This window comes from Paenibacillus intestini (assembly GCF_030803945.1).
Lineage (GTDB): Bacteria > Bacillota > Bacilli > Paenibacillales > Paenibacillaceae > Paenibacillus > Paenibacillus polysaccharolyticus.
Map to the genome: position 1 here is coordinate 33,390 of NZ_JAURUN010000009.1, position 18,852 is coordinate 52,241.

17 protein-coding genes are annotated in these 18,852 nt (G+C 45.2%); 3 read left to right on the forward strand and 14 right to left on the reverse strand.

The window, feature by feature from the left end; genetic code table 11:
* Positions 1 to 65: 65 nt before the first annotated feature.
* The gene (leuB, locus tag J2T16_RS21110; protein WP_110897647.1) at positions 66 to 1,151 is read right to left on the reverse strand and encodes a 3-isopropylmalate dehydrogenase; all 1,086 of its coding nucleotides are present in this window, start codon (positions 1,149 to 1,151) and stop codon (positions 66 to 68) included.
* Between the two features lie 253 nt (positions 1,152 to 1,404).
* On the opposite strand from leuB, the gene J2T16_RS21115 reads away from it, so the two are divergent.
* Positions 1,405 to 2,385 (forward strand): aldo/keto reductase, encoded by a 981-nt coding sequence (locus J2T16_RS21115; RefSeq protein ID WP_090922215.1) that lies wholly within the window; start codon positions 1,405 to 1,407, stop codon positions 2,383 to 2,385.
* Positions 2,386 to 2,594: 209 nt separating this feature from the next.
* On the opposite strand, the gene J2T16_RS21120 is transcribed toward J2T16_RS21115, so the two are convergent.
* From J2T16_RS21120 to ilvB, 4 genes are all read right to left on the reverse strand, one after another.
* A complete protein-coding gene (locus J2T16_RS21120; RefSeq protein WP_221786822.1) occupies positions 2,595 to 4,136 on the reverse strand; it encodes a 2-isopropylmalate synthase in 1,542 nt (513 codons plus the stop codon).
* 140 nt (positions 4,137 to 4,276) lie between these two features.
* Positions 4,277 to 5,269, reverse strand: coding sequence for a ketol-acid reductoisomerase (ilvC, locus tag J2T16_RS21125; protein ID WP_090922211.1), 993 nt, complete (start codon positions 5,267 to 5,269; stop codon positions 4,277 to 4,279).
* Between the two features lie 324 nt (positions 5,270 to 5,593).
* Entirely contained in the window at positions 5,594 to 6,076 is a 483-nt protein-coding gene (gene ilvN / locus J2T16_RS21130; protein ID WP_090922209.1) for an acetolactate synthase small subunit, read from the reverse strand.
* Positions 6,073 to 7,824 carry a biosynthetic-type acetolactate synthase large subunit gene (gene ilvB, locus J2T16_RS21135; RefSeq protein ID WP_336122176.1) on the reverse strand — a complete coding sequence of 584 codons (1,752 nt, stop codon included), beginning with the start codon at positions 7,822 to 7,824 and terminating at the stop codon, positions 6,073 to 6,075. Before ilvB ends, ilvN begins: the two co-directional genes overlap by 4 nt.
* A gap of 598 nt (positions 7,825 to 8,422) precedes the next feature.
* Between ilvB and J2T16_RS21140 the strand changes: the two genes are divergently transcribed.
* On the forward strand, positions 8,423 to 8,866 hold the full coding sequence (locus J2T16_RS21140) for a GNAT family N-acetyltransferase (protein ID WP_373323213.1): 444 nt from the start codon (positions 8,423 to 8,425) through the stop codon (positions 8,864 to 8,866).
* A 6-nt stretch (positions 8,867 to 8,872) separates the two neighbouring features.
* On the opposite strand, the gene J2T16_RS21145 is transcribed toward J2T16_RS21140, so the two are convergent.
* From J2T16_RS21145 to J2T16_RS21185, 9 genes are all read right to left on the reverse strand, one after another.
* Positions 8,873 to 9,247, reverse strand: a complete 375-nt coding sequence (locus J2T16_RS21145) for a hypothetical protein (protein WP_221786825.1) — start codon at positions 9,245 to 9,247, stop codon at positions 8,873 to 8,875.
* A gap of 186 nt (positions 9,248 to 9,433) precedes the next feature.
* Positions 9,434 to 10,396 (reverse strand): ABC transporter permease, encoded by a 963-nt coding sequence (locus J2T16_RS21150; protein ID WP_090922200.1) that lies wholly within the window; start codon positions 10,394 to 10,396, stop codon positions 9,434 to 9,436.
* A complete protein-coding gene (locus J2T16_RS21155; protein WP_090922198.1) occupies positions 10,397 to 11,476 on the reverse strand; it encodes an ABC transporter permease in 1,080 nt (359 codons plus the stop codon).
* Positions 11,469 to 13,007, reverse strand: coding sequence for an ABC transporter ATP-binding protein (locus J2T16_RS21160; RefSeq protein ID WP_221786826.1), 1,539 nt, complete (start codon positions 13,005 to 13,007; stop codon positions 11,469 to 11,471). Before J2T16_RS21160 ends, J2T16_RS21155 begins: the two co-directional genes overlap by 8 nt.
* A gap of 199 nt (positions 13,008 to 13,206) precedes the next feature.
* Entirely contained in the window at positions 13,207 to 14,247 is a 1,041-nt protein-coding gene (locus J2T16_RS21165; protein ID WP_090922194.1) for a BMP family lipoprotein, read from the reverse strand.
* Between the two features lie 573 nt (positions 14,248 to 14,820).
* Positions 14,821 to 15,180, reverse strand: a complete 360-nt coding sequence (gene rplT, locus J2T16_RS21170) for a 50S ribosomal protein L20 (protein WP_017689664.1) — start codon at positions 15,178 to 15,180, stop codon at positions 14,821 to 14,823.
* An 88-nt stretch (positions 15,181 to 15,268) separates the two neighbouring features.
* Entirely contained in the window at positions 15,269 to 15,472 is a 204-nt protein-coding gene (gene rpmI, locus J2T16_RS21175) for a 50S ribosomal protein L35 (protein WP_017689665.1), read from the reverse strand.
* Positions 15,473 to 15,496: 24 nt separating this feature from the next.
* Positions 15,497 to 15,991: a translation initiation factor IF-3 gene (infC, locus tag J2T16_RS21180; RefSeq protein WP_139168915.1), complete on the reverse strand. Its 495-nt coding sequence runs from the start codon at positions 15,989 to 15,991 to the stop codon at positions 15,497 to 15,499.
* 340 nt (positions 15,992 to 16,331) lie between these two features.
* Positions 16,332 to 17,570, reverse strand: coding sequence for a glycosyltransferase family 2 protein (locus tag J2T16_RS21185; RefSeq protein WP_090922190.1), 1,239 nt, complete (start codon positions 17,568 to 17,570; stop codon positions 16,332 to 16,334).
* A gap of 711 nt (positions 17,571 to 18,281) precedes the next feature.
* Here J2T16_RS21185 and J2T16_RS21190 point away from each other — a divergent pair.
* A complete protein-coding gene (locus J2T16_RS21190) occupies positions 18,282 to 18,809 on the forward strand; it encodes a phosphatase PAP2 family protein (protein WP_090922188.1) in 528 nt (175 codons plus the stop codon).
* The last annotated feature ends 43 nt before the right edge of the window (positions 18,810 to 18,852 follow it).

Genomic DNA, 18,852 nt, shown 5'->3' on the forward strand with positions numbered 1-18,852 from the left:
GAACCACAGGACTGTAACCTGAGATCTGTTAATGTCTCAATAAGTGGACAAGGCTAAAACGAAACTTAAGCTTTTTTCTGAATAGCTGCAACAATCAGATCGCCCATCTCGGTCGTGCTGATCGCTTTGCTCTTATCAACAGCGATATCACTTGTACGGTGGCCCGCATTCAGCACGTTCGCTACCGCTTCTTCAATCGCATCTGCACCTTCTGCATAGCCAAACGTTGTACGGAACATCAACGCGAGTGACAAGATGGTAGCAATCGGGTTAGCCAAGCCTTGACCGGCAATATCCGGCGCTGAGCCGTGTACCGGTTCATACAGACCGAAACTTCCTTCACCTAGCGATGCCGAAGCGAGCATACCGATGGAGCCTGTCAGCATAGCCGCTTCATCACTCAATATGTCACCAAACATATTCTCTGTTACGATGACGTCAAAGCTTGCCGGACGACGCAGCAACTGCATCGCGCAATTGTCTACAAGCACATGCTCCAGTTCAACATCCGGGTAATCTGGAGCTACACGGTTAACCACTTCACGCCAGAGGCGGGATGTTTCCAGTACGTTAGCTTTGTCGACAGAAGCCAGTTTTTTACGGCGACCTTGAGCGATCTCAAATGCTTGACGAACGATGCGCTCTACTTCCGCAACATTGTAAGCACAAGTGTCTACTGCCTCTTCACCTTGGGCACTTTCACGTCTGAACTTCTCACCGAAATAAATTCCGCCCGTCAGTTCACGAACAACCATCAGGTCTGTACCTTCAAGTACTTCCGGTTTCAGCGTGGATGCGTCTTTCAAACAGTCAAACACAACGGCAGGACGCAGGTTGGAGAACAAGCCAAGCGCTTTACGAATACCCAGCAGTCCTGTTTCAGGACGCAACTCTTTACTGTTATTATCCCATTTCGGTCCACCTACTGCTCCAAGCAACACTGCATCTGCATTTTTACATACAGTCAATGTTTCTTCCGGAAGCGGCGTGCCCTTCTCGTCAATGGCAATACCACCAAACAGTGCGTGCTCTGTTTCAAAACGATAACCGAACACTTCCTCCGTACGTTTCAGAACTTTTTCCGCCTCGGCCACAACTTCAGGACCAATTCCGTCACCTGCGATTACTGCAATTTTTTTCACGTCTGCCATAGGTTGTCCACTCCTTCATTTTCATTCATCACTGATCCGCCCATGTTAGCGTTTCTGTGTAAACATCGTCTCATAAATAACTCTCTTCTTTGTATCATATTCTACGGTCATTTGACCAAGATATACAATCTATGACTTTAATAGCTTTTGCCTATAAGAAGGATCATTACAAGCACTTCGAAGTTGTTCGCCAGTTCAGGGTAAGGTAAAATATAGCTGAAATCAAATCAGGTATGCTGGAGGGATGTTTAACATGCAATATTCGTATTTGGGTAAATCAGGCCTTAAGGTCAGCCGTATCTGTCTCGGTACGATGAATTTTGGACCAGCCACGGACGAGAAAGAAGCTTTCCGCATTATGGACGCAGCACTGGATGCCGGCGTTAACTTTTTTGATACCGCTAACATTTATGGCTGGGGTGAAAATTCCGGTCTCACCGAAGAAATCATCGGACGTTGGTTCAAACAAGGCGGAGGCAGACGTGAAAAGGTCGTGCTTGCCACCAAAGTCTACGGTTCCATGCATGATGAAACAGATGGCCCTAACAATGAAGCCGGTCTCTCCGCATATAAAATCAGACGTCACCTTGAAGGCTCTCTTCAGCGTCTGCAAACCGATCATATTGAATTATACCAAATGCACCATGTCGACCCTGTTATCACATGGGACGAGTTGTGGGGTGCATTTGAACATGCAGTATACCAAGGCAAAATCGGATATGTCGGTTCAAGTAATTTTGCCGCGTGGCAGATCGCCCTTGCTCAGAGCGAAGCGAAAAACCGCCACTTCCTCGGCCTTGTATCTGAGCAACATAAATACAGCCTGAATTGCCGCCTGCCTGAACTGGAGGTATTACCGGCCGCTAAAGCCCTCGGGCTTGGCGTTATTCCATGGAGCCCGCTGGATGGCGGTTTGCTCGGACGCAATGCCTTACAGAAACTTGAAGGGACTCGCAGTGGAGGCATTGCAGAACGAATTGAGAAACATCAGACGCAGCTTGAAGATTTCGCCGCACTTTGCCGTGATCTTGGTGAGCCACAGGATACAGTTGCACTTGCCTGGGTAGCTGCCAATCCAGCTGTTACTGCGCCAATCATTGGTCCGCGCACACTGGAGCAATTCGAGACCGCCTTGAAATGTCTTGACATGACGCTCGATGAATCCACTCTTAACCGTTTGGATGAAATCTTCCCTGGTCCTGGCGGACACGCCCCTAACGCATACGCTTGGTAAATTTACAATAAAAAAAGTCTGACCCTTGTTGGACTGTACTCATAGATAGACTTCATCACGTCTACACTACCAGGTACAGTCCACTCCAGAAGGGTCAGACTTTTTAATATGTTCGGCTTTAGCTTTACTATACCGACTATGGCTTTACTATACCGACCTAGTTAGCAGGTTTGTAAATTTGTACTTCAAGCACACCGTGCAGTACTTCTCTACAAATTGACGTTCACACGGTTGGTGTACGTTTTACGTTTCTCAATGAGTTGGTTCAAGCCGTCAACATACGCACGAGCGCTAGCACCGAGAATATCTGTGCTCACACCGCGCCCTTGAACAGAAACTTGATTTTGGGTAAGGACAACATGTACTTCACCAAGTGCGTCTTTACCGTGTGTTACGGATTTGATGGAATAGTCCGATAGCGTTACTTCTTCTCCGCTCACCTGATCAATAGCGTTATAGATCGCATCCACCGAACCATTACCTTCTGCCTGTTTTTCCACCGTCTCCCCATCCAGCGTAGCAATACGAACTTTCGCTGTAGGCACGGATTCATCACCGTACGTAACAAAGATCGATTCCAGTTTGTACACCTCAGGTGCATCCTGTAACTTTTCTTCGATTACGGCAAGCAGGTCTTCATCGGTAACTTCTTTCTTCTTGTCTGCCAGATCTTTAAATTGTGCAAAAGCACGGTTCAGTGCTTCATCGTCCAACTCATACCCAAGTTCAATCAAGCGTTCACGGAACGCGTGACGTCCGGAGTGTTTACCAAGCACTAGCTTGCTCTCTTTGAGACCGATCGTTTCTGGCGTCATGATCTCGTAGGTTGTTTTTTCCTTCAACATACCATCCTGGTGAATACCGGATTCATGAGCAAAGGCATTAGCTCCAACGATTGCTTTGTTGCCAGGAACAACCATACCGGTCAAACGGCTAACCAAGCGGCTGGTACGTGCGATCTCGGACAACTGCAGTGTCGTTTTCGCCTGGAAAAACTCCTGACGTGTTTCGAGTGCCATCGCAATTTCTTCAATCGCGGTGTTGCCTGCACGCTCTCCGATGCCGTTAATCGTACCTTCAATCTGATCAGCGCCGTTCAAAATGGCGGCAAGCGTATTCGCTGTTGCCATCCCCAGATCGTTGTGACAGTGTGCACTCAGCTGAACTTTATCGATGTTATGAACATTTTCTTTCAGATGTTTAAAAATATTCCCGTATTCATATGGGCTCAGGTAACCGACCGTATCTGGAATGTTAACGACAGAAGCACCCTCTTCAACTGCCATATTTACCATTTCCACGAGGAAATCATACTCGGTACGCCCTGCATCCTCCAGGGAAAACTCAATCTTGGAAAATGTCTTCCTCGCATAACGAATCGCAGAGCGAGCCGTGTCCAGAACCTGCCCTTTATCCATGCGCAACTTGTGCTGGCGATGGATTGGCGAAGTGGCCAGAAATACGTGAATGCACGGATCTTCTGCACCTTTAAGCGCTTCCTTGACCGCATCGATATCCTGCTCTCTGGAGCGGGACAAGCCGATCACCGTAATATTTTTAACCGCTTTCGCTACGGCGTTGACTGCGGCCAAGTCACCCGGAGATGCTGCTGGGAAACCTGCTTCCATCCGGTCAATGCCAAGACGCTCCAGCTGATGGGCAATCTCCACCTTTTCGCGAGTGTTCAGATTGACTCCTGGAGATTGTTCTCCATCCCGCAGCGTTGTGTCAAATACATAGATTTTACGCACCTTCGCACCCCCTGCATATTATTCATTTCTGTAAACCAGAATAGCGGCTCACGCATAAGCACGGCCGCTATTTCCAGTTCACGCTGTAAGTTGCTCGAATCCCTTAAGATGCTTGTTCAAAAAGTGAACGGAATCGTTGCTTACTTTTTGATCCAGTGCATCATTTCACGCAATTGTCCGCCAACCACTTCGATTGGGTGTTCAGCTTCGTTACGACGTGTTGCTGTCAAGAATGCACGGCCGGATTGGTTTTCCAAGATGAAGTCACGTGCGAATTTACCTTGTTGGATATCGGAAAGCACTTCTTTCATTGCTTTCTTCGTATCTTCAGTAACGACGCGAGGTCCAGTTACATAGTCACCATATTCCGCAGTGTTACTGATGGAATCACGCATGCTTGCAAGTCCACCTTCGTACATCATGTCAACGATTAGTTTCAATTCGTGCAGACACTCGAAGTACGCCATTTCTGGAGCATATCCAGCTTCTGTCAACGTTTCGAATCCAGCTTTAACGAGGGCACTTACACCGCCACACAGAACCGCTTGCTCACCGAACAAGTCTGTTTCTGTTTCTTCACGGAAGGAAGTTTCGATAACGCCTGCACGTGTACAGCCGATTCCTTTAGCATAAGCGAGACCGATGTCTTTCGCTTTACCAGTCGCATCTTTTTCGATCGCGATCAGACCAGGAACACCGAATCCTTCTACATAGGTACGACGTACCATGTGACCAGGGGACTTAGGAGCTACCAGCAATACATCGCTGTCTTTTGGAGCAACGATTTGGCCGAAGTGAACGTTGAAACCGTGAGAGAAGAGCAATGCTGCGCCTTTTTTCAGGTTTGGTTCGATTTCGTTTTTGTATACAGAAGCTTGTGTTTCATCCGGCAGCAAGATTTGAACCACATCTGCACGGCTAGTTGCTTCAGCCGGAGACAACACTTCAAATCCATCATTTTTAGCAGCGTCAAAAGATTTACCTTCACGAAGTCCGATGACTACGTTCAATCCGCTGTCACGCAGGTTTTGTGCCTGAGCATGACCTTGGCTACCATATCCGATCACCGCGATCGTTTTTCCTTTCAATACGCTAAGCTCTGCATCCTGTTCATAATAAGTAGTTACTGGCATGTTATAAGTCCTCCTTTGTATTGTAAAGAACCCTTCATTAATGAGCGGGTGTCTCAATGGACCGGTCAACCTCACATCTTTTAAAAAATTACCTGATCAATGCTGATTATCGCCGCTTCTGATCCGATCCGTTCAGACACCCGCTCGTTAATGCGGGGGTGTGGCTCTCTTTTCAAGCGTTACATCACTAAAATGTTACTTTACAGCAGTTACTGGACTGACACATTTGGATCAGATAGCATTTATTTTACGCTAACTGAGCATTTTCACAAGTAAATCATTGTGTTCATGTATGGATCAGCCCATCTTGATTTCATTATACCTCTATACGTTGCCTCGTACCAATGCTGTTACGCCTGTACGGGACAATTCACGAATGCCATATGGCTTGAGCAGTTCGATCATCGCATCAATTTTGTCCGTATCACCAACGGCCTGTACCATCAGACTTGCTGGGCCTACATCGACAACCGATGCGCGGAAGGTTTCCACCACACCCAAAATTTCCGGACGCTCCGAGGGCTCCGCCTTCACCTTGATCAGCGCGAGTTCACGAGCAACCATCGGTTTCAAGCTAAAGTCAACCACTTTGATAACATCAATAATTTTATACAGCTGTTTTTCAATCTGTTCGAGTGTTTTGTCGTCACCAATCGTAACAATGACCATTCGGGAAAGTCCTGGCTCTTCAGATTGACCTACTGTAATGCTTTCGATGTTATACCCGCGTCGACCAAACAATCCGGATACACGCTGAAGGACACCTGGCTGGTCATTAACCAATATCGAAATCGTATGTCTTATCATTCTTCAGCATCTCCCATCAGCATTTGATCGATTGTTGCTCCTTGCGGAACCATTGGATATACATTCTCATCCTTACGTACAACGAATTCTACAACGACTGGCCCTGGTGTATCCAAAGCTTCCTGCCATGCACGCTCGGCTTCTTCCTTGTTCGTTGCCCGCAGTCCCTTCACTCCATAAGCTTCAGCCAACTTCACAAAATCAGGGCTTCCTGCCAGATCAATGTGACTGTAGCGATTTTCGTAAATCAGTTCCTGCCACTGACGAACCATACCAAGTACTTCGTTGTTAATAATTACAATTTTAACTGGAATGTTATTGATCGCACAGATTGCCAGTTCCTGAGAACACATCTGCATCCCGCCGTCTCCGTTAATGGAGATTACCAGTCGATCCGGATTAGCCATTTGTGCACCGATCGCAGATGGGAATCCAAAGCCCATTGTTCCAAGTCCACCTGAAGTAACCCATGAGCGCGGTTGATTAAATTTGTAGTATTGTGCTGCCCACATTTGATGTTGTCCAACGTCCGTTGTTACGATTGCTTCACCTTTTGTGGTGTCGTTCAACAATTCAACAACCCATTGCGGCTTTAACACTTCATCCGAATCCGTGTAGCTATATGGCTTTTCCTGTTTCCACTGTTTGATCTGATCTCTCCAGGCATCTGCACGTTCAGCACGTCCAATTTCCTTGTTTGCAATCTCCAGTACTGTTTTCACATCGCCTACAATCGGAATATCTGTCGCAATGTTTTTGCCGATCTCTGCAGGATCAATGTCGATATGGACAATTTTCGCGTGTGGTGCGAATCCGTCCAGCTTACCCGTTACCCGGTCATCAAATCGTGCACCGATGTTGATGAGCAAGTCCGATTGCTGAATGGCCATGTTCGACGTGTAGGTTCCGTGCATTCCCGGCATTCCAGTCCAAAGCTCATGTCCACTTGGAAAAGCTCCAAGTCCGAGAAGTGTTGTTGTGATCGGGATGCCCGTCTTCTCCACAAACTCGAAAAGCGCTTCGTGTCCGCCAGAGTAAACTACACCGCCACCTGCAATAATCATTGGTCGCTCTGCTTCCTGAATGGCCTGTGCCAAACGATCCACCTGCAGTTTATTCGGTACCGTGCGTGGATTGTACCCTCTCAATATAACAGGTTCAGTGCTCGGTTCAAACAACGTTTTGTTTGCCGATACATCTTTTGGAATATCGATCAGTACAGGTCCTTTACGTCCGGTATTAGCAATATGGAATGCCTCATGAATGATGCCCGCCAGGTCTTTTACATCTTTCACCAGATAACTGTGTTTGGTGATCGGCATTGTAATACCAGTGATATCCGCTTCCTGGAAAGCATCCGAGCCGATTAAGCTGGAATTGACATTACCCGTAATGACAACCAGTGGTACGGAATCCATATATGCCGTTGCAATTCCTGTAACGAGGTTCGTTGCACCTGGACCGGAGGTCGCGATACATACGCCGACTTTTCCACTTGCTCGTGCATAACCGTCAGCCGCATGAATGGCACCTTGCTCGTGACGAGTTAGAACGTGTTTGAAATCTTCAAAGCCATACATCGCATCGTAAATGTACAATACCGCACCGCCCGGATAACCGAAGACACAGTCCACACCTTCAAGCAGCAAACTTCTTAGCAAAATCTCGGAACCGCTAATGACCTCCGGCTTCATCCATCTTTCACGTAATTCATCTGTCGATCGTACTTCTGGAATTTGAGCTCCCATTAGTCATCCTCCTCTCGAAATTTACACCATTCTGACATAAAAAGGTACAAAAAAACCTTCCATCCCTGCAAACAAGTTCATGCTTGCGAGGGACGAAAGGTTATCGCTTCCGTGGTACCACCCAACTTTGTCCGAAATTTCGCAATAACGGACCTTACCAGGTATAACAAAACGATGTACAAACGACGTAGTCGTCTCCCATACCTGTTGTCTGTAACGCAGACTTACGATTCCCCCTAATACGCATGGATTTGACGTTCCAATGCTTTTCAGGAAAACAGCTCCGAGGTGAGCTCGTATATAAGGGGTAATGGTGGTGGTTTCAGCAAATCCATCCACTCTCTGAGCAAAAGAGCCCTTAAAACTTCGTCCTCTTCATAGCCGATGAAATATTCTCGTTAAATGTTAGGAACATTATATGATTCCTCTAACCGATAAGTCAATACCTGTTTTTGATAAAAATATGCTAACCACATTTACACACGCTCTCCACTCTATGATTGCCTCAATGTCCGGCCTTCATGCAGTCACCTTTTATCTCGCCCCAGGCATAAGATATACAGGCCGCACGACTGGCCTTGAAAGGAGGCCCCGCATGATCATTCGTCAGCGTTCATCCAAGCTGGATGACGGAGCAATTATGAAGCTGATTGACACACAGCTTGTTCCTTTATCACATATGAGCGAGAAGGAAATCCATAAAATACGCAAAGAAATACCCCTGCGAATGAACAGGGGCATGACCTTTGTAATCTCGCCGGAGCCAAATAAACCTGCTGTGGCATTCATTCATTTTCTCATGCATGGAGAACTACTTTACGTAGATATGATGGCCGTTAGTTCGAAAGAGCAACGAAAGCGTTACGGACAGACATTACTGCATGAAGCAGAGAACTTTGCAGCATCCCGTGGTTGCAAAAAATCCAAAGTCATGGTGGATGAAGGCAATATCAAGGGGAATCAATTCTATCAAAAAAATGGATATCAAAACCTGAGATATATCCTGATCAGTCGCTGTTACGAAATGGAAAAAAGACTCTAGTCGCTTTTAGAAAAATCCAGGCGGTCTCGGTCCGGGACCATAAGGACCATATCCTGGGCCTGGGCCGTAACCCGATCCAGGTCCATAACCAGGGCCGTACCCTGGGCAACAATCAGGTTTCGGACCTGGACCATACCCTGGTCCAAATCCCGGGCCTTGGCCATAAGCGTAAGGTAAGGTCGCAATGGCCAGCAGATCAAATAATACCAAAGGCAAGATGGCTTTGGTACGTACTTTTTTTCCACCTAAACGCTTGAGAACGAGTTTGTTACCTGATACTTTTAACAGTTTCCCCGTAACCCGAGTACCGTCTTTTTTGACCGCAACTATGTTTTTGCCTATAAGTTTCATCGCTTCAGTACGCGTAACCTGTTTTCTCATACTATCCCTCCTCCTCGGATCATTCAAAACAGTGTATTCGTCCATGACCGAATTCGCCTGTTTCTTTGTCCCTACCTTAAAAGTTGGGTACTACAATGGAGCGCACAAAAAAAAGACCCGCTTAAAATCGCAGGTCTTTTCTCGAAATTATGTTTTGGATAACAAATGATATCCGGTTTGCTAAAGTTACCTTTTACCAGGATCATACGGTTCGCCCAGCGCAGATGGAGCCGAAGAACGTCCAACCGCAGCCACCAGAACGATGATCGTAAGCAAATAAGGCAACATGAAAATAATTTCCTGGGGAATACTCTGTGACCATTCAAACAATTGCACATAGTTACGGATCGCTTGAGAGAATCCAAAAAATACAGCCGCGCCGAAAGCACCGATTGGATTCCATTTACCAAAGATCATCGCTGCAATCGCAATGTAACCTTGACCGGAAACGGTATTATGCGAAAACGTACCTGTTGTTGTCAATGTAATGGCTGCTCCACCAATCGCCGCAAGTGCACCACTGATCATAACAGCAACGTAACGGTAACGACGAACTTTAACCCCGACAGTATCCGCCGCGCTTGGATGTTCACCTACAGAACGCAGACGAAGTCCAAACGGTGTTTTAAACATAATGTAATATGTCAGGAATACAAACAAAATCGCTAGGTAAGTCGTTGGATATACATTTTTGAAAAATGCTTCTCCAAGCAAAGGAATGTTTTCGAGAAACGGCACATTAAATTTGCTGAAGCCTTGTACCAAAGGTGAATCACCTGAACCTTCAAACAGCAGTTTTACCAAATACAGTGTACTTCCTGCCGCTAAAAAGTTAATGACGATACCACTGATAATCTGATCAGCTTTAAACGTAATGGATGCTACCGCGTGAATAAGTGAAACGAGTACACCAAGCACGATGGCAAGCAGTACCCCCATCCACGCCGATGTTGTCCCGCCCATACCCGCTTCTTGGGCATAGTGAGCACCAATACCGGCTGCGAACGCACCAAACACCATGAAACCTTCAAGTCCAAGGTTTGTTACCCCAGATTTTTCCGAGAATATCCCGCCAAGGGAAGCAAAAATCAATGCCGTAGCAAAGACAAGCGTCGTATTGATAATTTGCCCGATTGTCAACAAGTCCATCTACAACACCTTCTCTTTCTTGCGCTTGGAATAGAACGGTTTAAGTACCCAGCGCACGATGCCTTGTGCGGCAATGAAGAAGATAATCGAACCGATGACAATCCGAATAATCTCAGGTGGTACATCCGCAGCAAAGCTCATTCCTGCAGAACCGTAAGTAAGCGTACCAAAGAGCAACGCACCAAGTAACACTCCAAACGGATGATTTAGACCAATCAAAGCAACTGCGATCCCGTCAAACCCGGTGCCTGGAGAACCAGACATTACGGTCTGATACTGGAATACCCCGAGAACCTGGAACGCTCCGCCAAGCCCTGCGAGCATGCCACTGATAAACATCGCTTTGACGATATTCCGATTAACATGCATACCTGCATATTCCGCTGCATTCGGGTTATAACCGACGGCACGGATTTCATATCCCTGCTTTGTTTTCCACATGTAGATATAAAAGAGCACTGCCATTACAAGAGCAATCAACGTTCCCATATGAACACGTGAATTGCCCATCAATTCAGAAAGCCAAGTCAGACTGATCGAAGCCGATTCGCTGATATCAACGGAGCGGTTCTCCCCTTGCAAAAGCAAAAATTGACGCACGATCAGATTGGCTAAATATAAACCAATCCAGTTCAGCATAATACTACTGATAACTTCGTTGACCCCGCGTGCAGCTTTCAGGTAACCAGCAATTGCTGCCCAGAGCCCACCAAATACCGCACCCGCAATTAGCGCCAGTGGTGCATGAATATAAATAGGCAGACCAGTAAACTTCACACCTACAAACGTAGCTGCTGTCATCCCTACGAGAAACTGTCCTTCGCCCCCGATATTAAACAACCCGGCACGAGCCGCAAAAGCAAAAGCAAGGCCTGTCATAATGAGCGGAGTCATTTCCCGCACAGCTTCCCCGAAGTTGTACATGTCACCAAATACTTTTTTGAATAAAGCACCGTATGCTTCAAACGGGTTATATCCACCAATTAGCATAACAATTCCGCCGAGAATAAGTCCCATCAGAATCGCTACAACAGGCAAAATAAACGAATCTCGGGTAAACCATTTTAACACTTTATTCATGCACAGTACCTCTCTTTTGGGTGCTGCCCGCCATCATCAAGCCAAGCTCCCTGTCATTGGTTTCTTCCGGCAGCACCTCGCCAACGATCTGTCCTTCATATATAACCGCGATGCGGTCTGAAACGTTCATAATCTCATCGAGTTCGAACGAAATCAATAAAACAGCCTTCCCCTGATCGCGCTGAGCAATCAATTGCTTTTGCACGAACTCGATAGCCCCTACGTCCAATCCACGTGTTGGCTGGGCAGCAATCAGCAATTCAGGGTTTTTATCCACCTCACGGGCTATAATGGCTTTCTGCTGGTTTCCTCCCGACAAGGAACGTGCTTTCGTCTCGATACTCGGTGTACGCACGTCGAATGCTTCTACAAGCCGCTTGGCCTGCTTTTTTATCGCATCAAAATTCAGGAAGCCTTTGCGCGTATACGGCTCCTTGTAATATGATTCCAGAACGATATTTTCACTCACCGAAAAATCCAGAACAAGCCCATGCTTATGACGATCCTCCGGAATATGAGCAATGCCCGCTTCTGAGATGTGACGAGGAGAGTGATTGGAAAGCTCTTTTCCTTCCAAACGGATCGATCCGCTATCCACTTTGCGCAACCCTGTCAAGGCTTCAATCAATTCACTTTGACCATTACCGTCTACCCCGGCAATACCAACAATCTCTCCAGCACGCACATTTAAGTTCAGATCGTTCAGAACCGCGATACCTTCTTTATTTTTGGCCATCAGCTTGCTGACCTCAAGTACATTGGCTCCAGGTGTGGCAGGCTTCTTATCCACTTTAAACGTAACGTTTCGGCCAACCATTTTTTCTGCAAGTTCATTCGGATTGGTTTCCGAAGTTTTAACCGAATCAATGACTTTACCACGACGAATAATCGTAACCGTATCCGAAATTTCCATAATTTCTTTCAGCTTGTGCGTAATCAGAATGATCGACTTGCCTTCAGCGACAAGCTTTTTCATGATGACCATCAGCTCTTTGATTTCTTGTGGTGTAAGTACTGCTGTTGGTTCATCAAAGATCAAAATGTCCGCACCGCGATATAGCGTTTTAACAATCTCAACACGCTGCTGCATGCCGACAGAAATATCGTGAATTTTGGCGTGAGGATTTACTTTGAGTCCATATTGCTCGGACAAGCGCTGTACTTCTGCAGCGGCCTTTTTATAGTTAATATTGAGACCCTTTGTAGGCTCGGATCCCAAAATAATGTTCTCTGTTACCGTGAACGGCTGCACAAGCTTAAAGTGCTGATGCACCATACCGATGCCAAGATCGATCGCCCGGTTCGGACTGTCAATGATGACAGGTTTGCCATTCACTTCAATGGAACCTTCATCTGGCTGATAGAGACCAAAAACAATGTTCATCAATGTTGACTTACCAGCGCCGTTTTCGCCCAGTAGAGCATGAATTTCGCCTTTCTGAAGCTGAAGGCTGATGGCGTCGTTGGCAACAATGCCTGGGAAACGCTTCGTTATCTGTTTCAACTCAACGACGGGGGTTGCTGCACCCATGTAATCACCCTTATAACTGATATAGTTTGGTTCCGCAAACGAAAGAAAAGCTCCTACTCGGAGCACTATTGCAATAGTTAGATTGTACAAATGTTATAATGCCTTGATCAAATGTTCCTGGCTTTACAATCACAAGGCCGGTCAAGACCGGCCCGGATGATTATGATACAGCAGATATCAAAATGACTACGAATTCGTATTACTCAGTAGGTACTTTGATTTCGCCGCTGATGATTTTTTCTTTGTATTCGTCAACTTTAGCCAGAACTTCTGGTGATACATTTTTACTGGAAGTGTCCGCAATGCCAACGCCGTTTTCTTTCAGCGTCAGATTCTCAGATCCACCCGCGAATGTACCGTCAACAACTTCTTTATTCACGCGTTTAACCGCTTCGTCTACTTTTTTAATCATGGAAGTCAGTGTCACTTCATCGCCAAATTCAAGGGATTGGTCTTTATCCACACCGATAACCCATACATCTTGACCTTGTTTTTTACGAGCAATCGCTTCATTGAACACGCCGTTACCTGTTGCACCGGAAGCGTGGAAAATGATGTCAACGCCTTTGTTGTACAATGTAGCTGCAGCTGCTTTACCCAAGTCAGGCTTGTCAAAAGCACCTGTGTAGTTAGAGATGAATTCAGCTTTAGGGTTTACTGCTTTAACCCCTTCTCTGAAACCAACTTCAAACTTTTTGATCAGTGGACTATCCATACCACCTACGAAACCAACTTTGTTTGTTTTAGTGCTAAGACCAGCAACAACACCAACAAGATAAGATCCTTCTTCTTCAGCGAACGTTACGGATTTCACGTTAGCTGCATCCACTACGCTGTCGATGATCGCCAGTTTAGAGTCAGGGTTTTGTTCTGCTACCGTTTTGATCGCATCAGCCAGTTGGAAACCAATACCCCAAGTTAGATCATATCCACCTTTAACAAATTCGTTCAAGTTTGGAATATATTCTTCATCGGATTTACTTTGCAGGTATTTAACTTTAGCACCTGTTTCAGTTTCGGTTGCTTGCAGTGCTTCCCAAGCGGATTGGTTAAAGGATTTGTCGTTCACGCCGCCTACGTCAGTAACCATACCGATTTGAACATCGGATTTGGCTTCAGTGGAAGTTCCACCATTGTCTCCTCCGGCATTTGTTTCTTCTTTTGGTTTGCTTCCGCATCCTGCGAGCATAACCGATACTGCCAGCAACATTACCAGAGACAGGCTAAGCATTTTTTTCATTTCTCTTTTTCCCCCTTAATAATATGTCCCTTTCAAATCTCGTCTGCATTGCACGGATCAACAGATATAAAGAACAGGTTAAAAGCGAAATGTTTCGCCAATGGCTCACTAAAAGCGCATTCTTTTGCTCGATGCATCTGTTCATCTGTCGAAAAGCCGAACATTATGACCCGAAAAGAAAAATTTAGGACTGGCCTACTAGAGGTGATTATACAATCAACCAGTGTTAAAATCCAGATGTATAATCACCAAAAAGCACTTATTTTTGTACTTTTTTATTGAAAGCGCTTAATAATTTAACGTTTTAACACACTAACGTTACAACGATGTGATGTTATATAACAAAAATATCACACCCACTTCTAAATTTTCGTAAAACCACTCTAATTCATTTGTATTATTGTACCGTTCGTGTTTTATGTAATGCCATGCTGTGTTATTCACCAACGGCGCTCGCACTCTGCTATCACTTCCAGCTTTTGCGATAAGTTTAGGTTGTTCTTCCTAAGCCGTTTTTATTCTCCAGTCCGTAAAAAAAGCCGCCATAGGTACGGCGGCTTACTTCATACAGATTTAAGCGTTAATTTTACCTTTAGCTACAGTAGCCAAAGAGTTGAACGCATTGATGTCATTAACGGCCAGATCAGCCAGCATTTTGCGGTTCATGTCTACACCAGCAAGTTTCAATCCGTGGATCAATTTGTTGTAAGACAAACCGTTCATACGTGCTGCAGCATTGATACGAACGATCCACAGTCTGCGGAAGTTACGTTTTGTGTTGCGACGGTCACGGTATGCGTATACCAGGGATTTCATTACTTGCTCATTAGCTGTTTTAAAGATACGGTGTTTGGAACCGAAATAACCTCTTGCCAGTTTCAAAACCTTTTTATGACGACGACGTACTACAAAACCGCCTTTTACTCTTGCCATATTAAAGAACCTCCCAAATAAATATAAATGTATCCGTGGTATGTGTATGGCCGAAGCCAATCCCCCGTACGGAATCTACTATTTTGAATTAACCTTTCAGGTTAGCCAAACCTTGTTTCAAACGTCTAACGTCACCAGCAGCCATTACAGGGTTGCCGTTCAGAACGCGCTTAGCACGTTTGGATTTGTGAGAAAGCAAGTGGTTTTTGTGAGCTTTGTAACGAAGGACTTTACCGGAACCGGTAATTTTGAAGCGTCCTTTCAAACTGCTGTGTGTTTTCATTTTAGGCATGTTGTGTTTCCTCCTCCAATGTTATCAGGCTTTAGGAGCCAAGATCATAATCATACTGCGGCCTTCCAGTTTCGGTTGACGTTCAACGGTACAAAGTTCTGCAACTTCTACCTTAACGCGTTCCAAAATCCGTTGACCAATAGACGCATGTGCAATCTCACGTCCGCGATAACGAACGGAGCATTTCACTTTGTCGCCTTCTTTCAAAAACTTAACTACATTACGAAGCTTCGTTTGATAATCGTGCTCCTCAATATTGGAACGGAACCATACTTCTTTAATGTCAACAATTTTCTGGTTCTTACGGGCTTCTTTTTCTTTCTTTTGTTGCTCATAGCGGAATTTGCCATAGTCCATGATGCGGCACACCGGCGGTTTAGCCTGTGGGGCCACATTAACCAGGTCCAAGTTCAGGTCAATTGCCATTTGAAGTGCTTCACGAATGGGAGTGATCCCGATTTGTTCTCCTTCAGCTCCGACAAGGCGTACTTCCTTCGCCCGAATCTCGTCATTAATCATGTGATCTTTACTAATAACCGTCCACCTCCAGGTCATTTTGAATATCCTGTTACACAAAAATAAAAGGGATGCCGGTCAAGCTACCGACATCCCTGTAATCAACACAATTCTTCATGAGTATACACTTCATAAATTATTGGGATCGTTGACCAGCCAACGTATGTTGGTCAGGTGAGAAGTCGGACTTCTGCTTGTGATTCCATTTTGCTATTTGTTTAACGCACTTGAATACTATAACACCTGCCAACAAACATTGTCAACATACAAAACACTTTTTTTTCAAAACAGTGTGACAACATTCATAGCTAGGCAGAGGTTCACCAATTAATCGATCCAAAAGTTAGCCTTGTTTGCTCTGTACTTCGTCCAGGCGTACAACCCGTGTATGTTGCGTGTGGCTCCATTGTTTGTTGTTTTGCGTAAAGAACGCATAAAACGTAATTGGATACCATGACAACAAATAAATCGGGAAAAGAATCAGATACAGATACACTTTAGCAAACTTAACTTTTTCGAGCGCCATGGACAACAGAAACGTTAACACGTTCATGCCGATCGCTATGAAACCAACCCACAATGGGAAATATCCATAAATGTTAGCGATATGTGGGCCGTCCAATACGTAAATATCAATTGACATGACAGCCGTCAACAGGAAAGTGAGCAACACCACATACACATTGGCACCATATACAGCAAGGTCAAACTTCACGAGACTTCTTTCTTTAATGGACTGCCATAACAATGGGAAGAAGTATCTTCTTGCTACCGTAAAGTGCCCTTGCATCCAGCGCAAACGTTGTCTAGCTGAAGCTTTAAATGTTAATGGTTTCTCATCGAAAACTTTGGCATCATAGTTAAACACCGGATACACATTACGCTGTACACTTCGCATCGTAAACTCCAGGTCTTCTACAAGGCTTGTAGCGCCCCAGCCAATTTCTTTCAGCAGATTGGTTTCGAAGCACATCCCTGTACCGCCGAGGAAATTCGCCATGTTCAGGTTGTGACGAGACAACTGCCATAGACGGTTGATATACCAGTACGATACACCATAAGCCGCAGTGATCCATGAATCTTCAGGATTTTTCGTATCGATGTATCCCTGAATAACGCGTGCTCCATTGCACAAGTCATTGTTCATTTCGAGCAAGAAGTTTTGCTCAACCAGATTATCAGCATCAAGCATTACAACCGCATCATACTGACGCGGCAAATCCCACAGGTATTTAAGCATCCACTCGATGGCGTGCCCTTTACCTCTCAAGTCTGGATTCGTACGTACACATGCATTCCAACCATGCTGACGAACGATTTCTGCCGTGCTGTCTGTACAGTTGTCACAGATGACAAATACATCGTACAGATCTCTCGGATAATCCAGTTCCTTCAGGTTTTCCATCAACGCACCAATAACTTGTTCCTCATTGTGTGCAGCAACCAGCACAGCAAATGATTTTGTTGCAGGATAATTTTTCTTTTTCTTTTTCTTATACAGACCGAACAGCGAAAACGTGAATTGGTACACGGCAAGCAGTGCCAAAATGACCTGCAGCGTGACGAATATAGCGTCCAACATCGTTCTCTGTTACCCCCTTTTAGATAAAACCCAGATTACTTTAGCATTTTCTCTTCCTGATTCTGCATTTTATTTTTTTTGTAATTGCAGAATATGACCCTGTGCTTTTGTGTACTACGTCAGTCATTCAGACAATGTTTCAAATCATGGCTGCGGCCAGTTGGCTGCTTTATCGATTCTGTATTCTTTTCAGCAATTTGTCAAAACCCCAATTCCACTTTCTGAAGCAGAAATGTGAACTTTAAACGCTGAATAGCCACTCCGTGATGCCACAACCTCGCATTCATGCCTGATATATCTTATTTTCAGCCGTTTTCTTGATTTTTATTTCTAAAGTCCCTTCTTTTTGATGTGGCTTACTGCAACTGAACCGTCTCTCTACATCAAATAACGTAAATGGCCACCAAAAAGTTTAATCTAAAACTCACATTTTTTTACCTCATTTCAGCCATGTTGAATCATTGTATCTTTTTTAGCAGAATGAAGTCAAAAAAGACCATTGGTTTTTCATCCACTCTTTTACATGAATTTTACGTTCTTCACATGTCTTCTTCTTGAAAAGGACAACATTTAAAAATATGATAAACATATGCCTGAAATAACCTCAAGACCTTCAAAATCGGTTATATACTTAACAGGTGGCAAACCGACACGGGTAACTTCCCGGAAATACTGCCGTCCTCGGGACGGCCTGACTGGCAGGAGGCCAATATGAGCCGTTTTTTCTTAAAGTTTCAAAAGTACGATCGTAATGTGTTTATGTGGATTAACGGCCGGCTTCATAATCGTTTTATGAATTTCTGGCTGTACTATTTCACCCATCTTGGTGGAGCAACTTCTTCCATTGCAGTATCTTTGTTAATCTGGCTACTGGCCCCGGCTCCATGGAGTACGACTGGACTTCAAGCCTGTATCGCATTAGCGGTAAGTCATATTCCTGTAGCCATTGCCAAAAAATTGTATCCTCGCATTCGACCTTATCTGGCCTTGCCTGATACAATAACGTTTCGCAACCCACTGACAGATCATTCGTTTCCGTCGGGGCATACAACCGCTATTTTTTCGGTCACAGTACCCTTTATGACTACTGAGCCGTTTCTATTGCTGACTTTGCTTCCTGTGGCCCTTATTGTCGGATTCTCTCGAATCTATCTGGGGCTACACTATCCGTCCGATGTTTTGGCAGGAGCCACAATCGGTACTTTAGTCGCACTTGCTACAGTTGCATTCTGGACTTAAAGCCGATATGTTAGACTCAGGAAAACCTAGCAGGAACAGGTGA

What these genes read in the sequence shown, in the direction of transcription:
- leuB (WP_110897647.1), bottom strand. Translation starts at nt 1,151, where the DNA reads ATGGCAGACGTGAAAAAAATTGCAGTAATCGCAGGTGACGGAATTGGT.
- J2T16_RS21115 (WP_090922215.1), top strand. Translation starts at nt 1,405, where the DNA reads ATGCAATATTCGTATTTGGGTAAATCAGGCCTTAAGGTCAGCCGTATC.
- ilvC (WP_090922211.1), bottom strand. Translation starts at nt 5,269, where the DNA reads ATGCCAGTAACTACTTATTATGAACAGGATGCAGAGCTTAGCGTATTG.
- ilvN (WP_090922209.1), bottom strand. Translation starts at nt 6,076, where the DNA reads ATGATAAGACATACGATTTCGATATTGGTTAATGACCAGCCAGGTGTC.
- ilvB (WP_336122176.1), bottom strand. Translation starts at nt 7,824, where the DNA reads ATGGGAGCTCAAATTCCAGAAGTACGATCGACAGATGAATTACGTGAA.
- J2T16_RS21145 (WP_221786825.1), bottom strand. Translation starts at nt 9,247, where the DNA reads ATGAGAAAACAGGTTACGCGTACTGAAGCGATGAAACTTATAGGCAAA.
- J2T16_RS21150 (WP_090922200.1), bottom strand. Translation starts at nt 10,396, where the DNA reads ATGGACTTGTTGACAATCGGGCAAATTATCAATACGACGCTTGTCTTT.
- J2T16_RS21155 (WP_090922198.1), bottom strand. Translation starts at nt 11,476, where the DNA reads ATGAATAAAGTGTTAAAATGGTTTACCCGAGATTCGTTTATTTTGCCT.
- J2T16_RS21160 (WP_221786826.1), bottom strand. Translation starts at nt 13,007, where the DNA reads ATGGGTGCAGCAACCCCCGTCGTTGAGTTGAAACAGATAACGAAGCGT.
- J2T16_RS21165 (WP_090922194.1), bottom strand. Translation starts at nt 14,247, where the DNA reads ATGAAAAAAATGCTTAGCCTGTCTCTGGTAATGTTGCTGGCAGTATCG.
- rplT (WP_017689664.1), bottom strand. Translation starts at nt 15,180, where the DNA reads ATGGCAAGAGTAAAAGGCGGTTTTGTAGTACGTCGTCGTCATAAAAAG.
- rpmI (WP_017689665.1), bottom strand. Translation starts at nt 15,472, where the DNA reads ATGCCTAAAATGAAAACACACAGCAGTTTGAAAGGACGCTTCAAAATT.
- infC (WP_139168915.1), bottom strand. Translation starts at nt 15,991, where the DNA reads ATGATTAATGACGAGATTCGGGCGAAGGAAGTACGCCTTGTCGGAGCT.
- J2T16_RS21185 (WP_090922190.1), bottom strand. Translation starts at nt 17,570, where the DNA reads ATGTTGGACGCTATATTCGTCACGCTGCAGGTCATTTTGGCACTGCTT.
- J2T16_RS21190 (WP_090922188.1), top strand. Translation starts at nt 18,282, where the DNA reads ATGAGCCGTTTTTTCTTAAAGTTTCAAAAGTACGATCGTAATGTGTTT.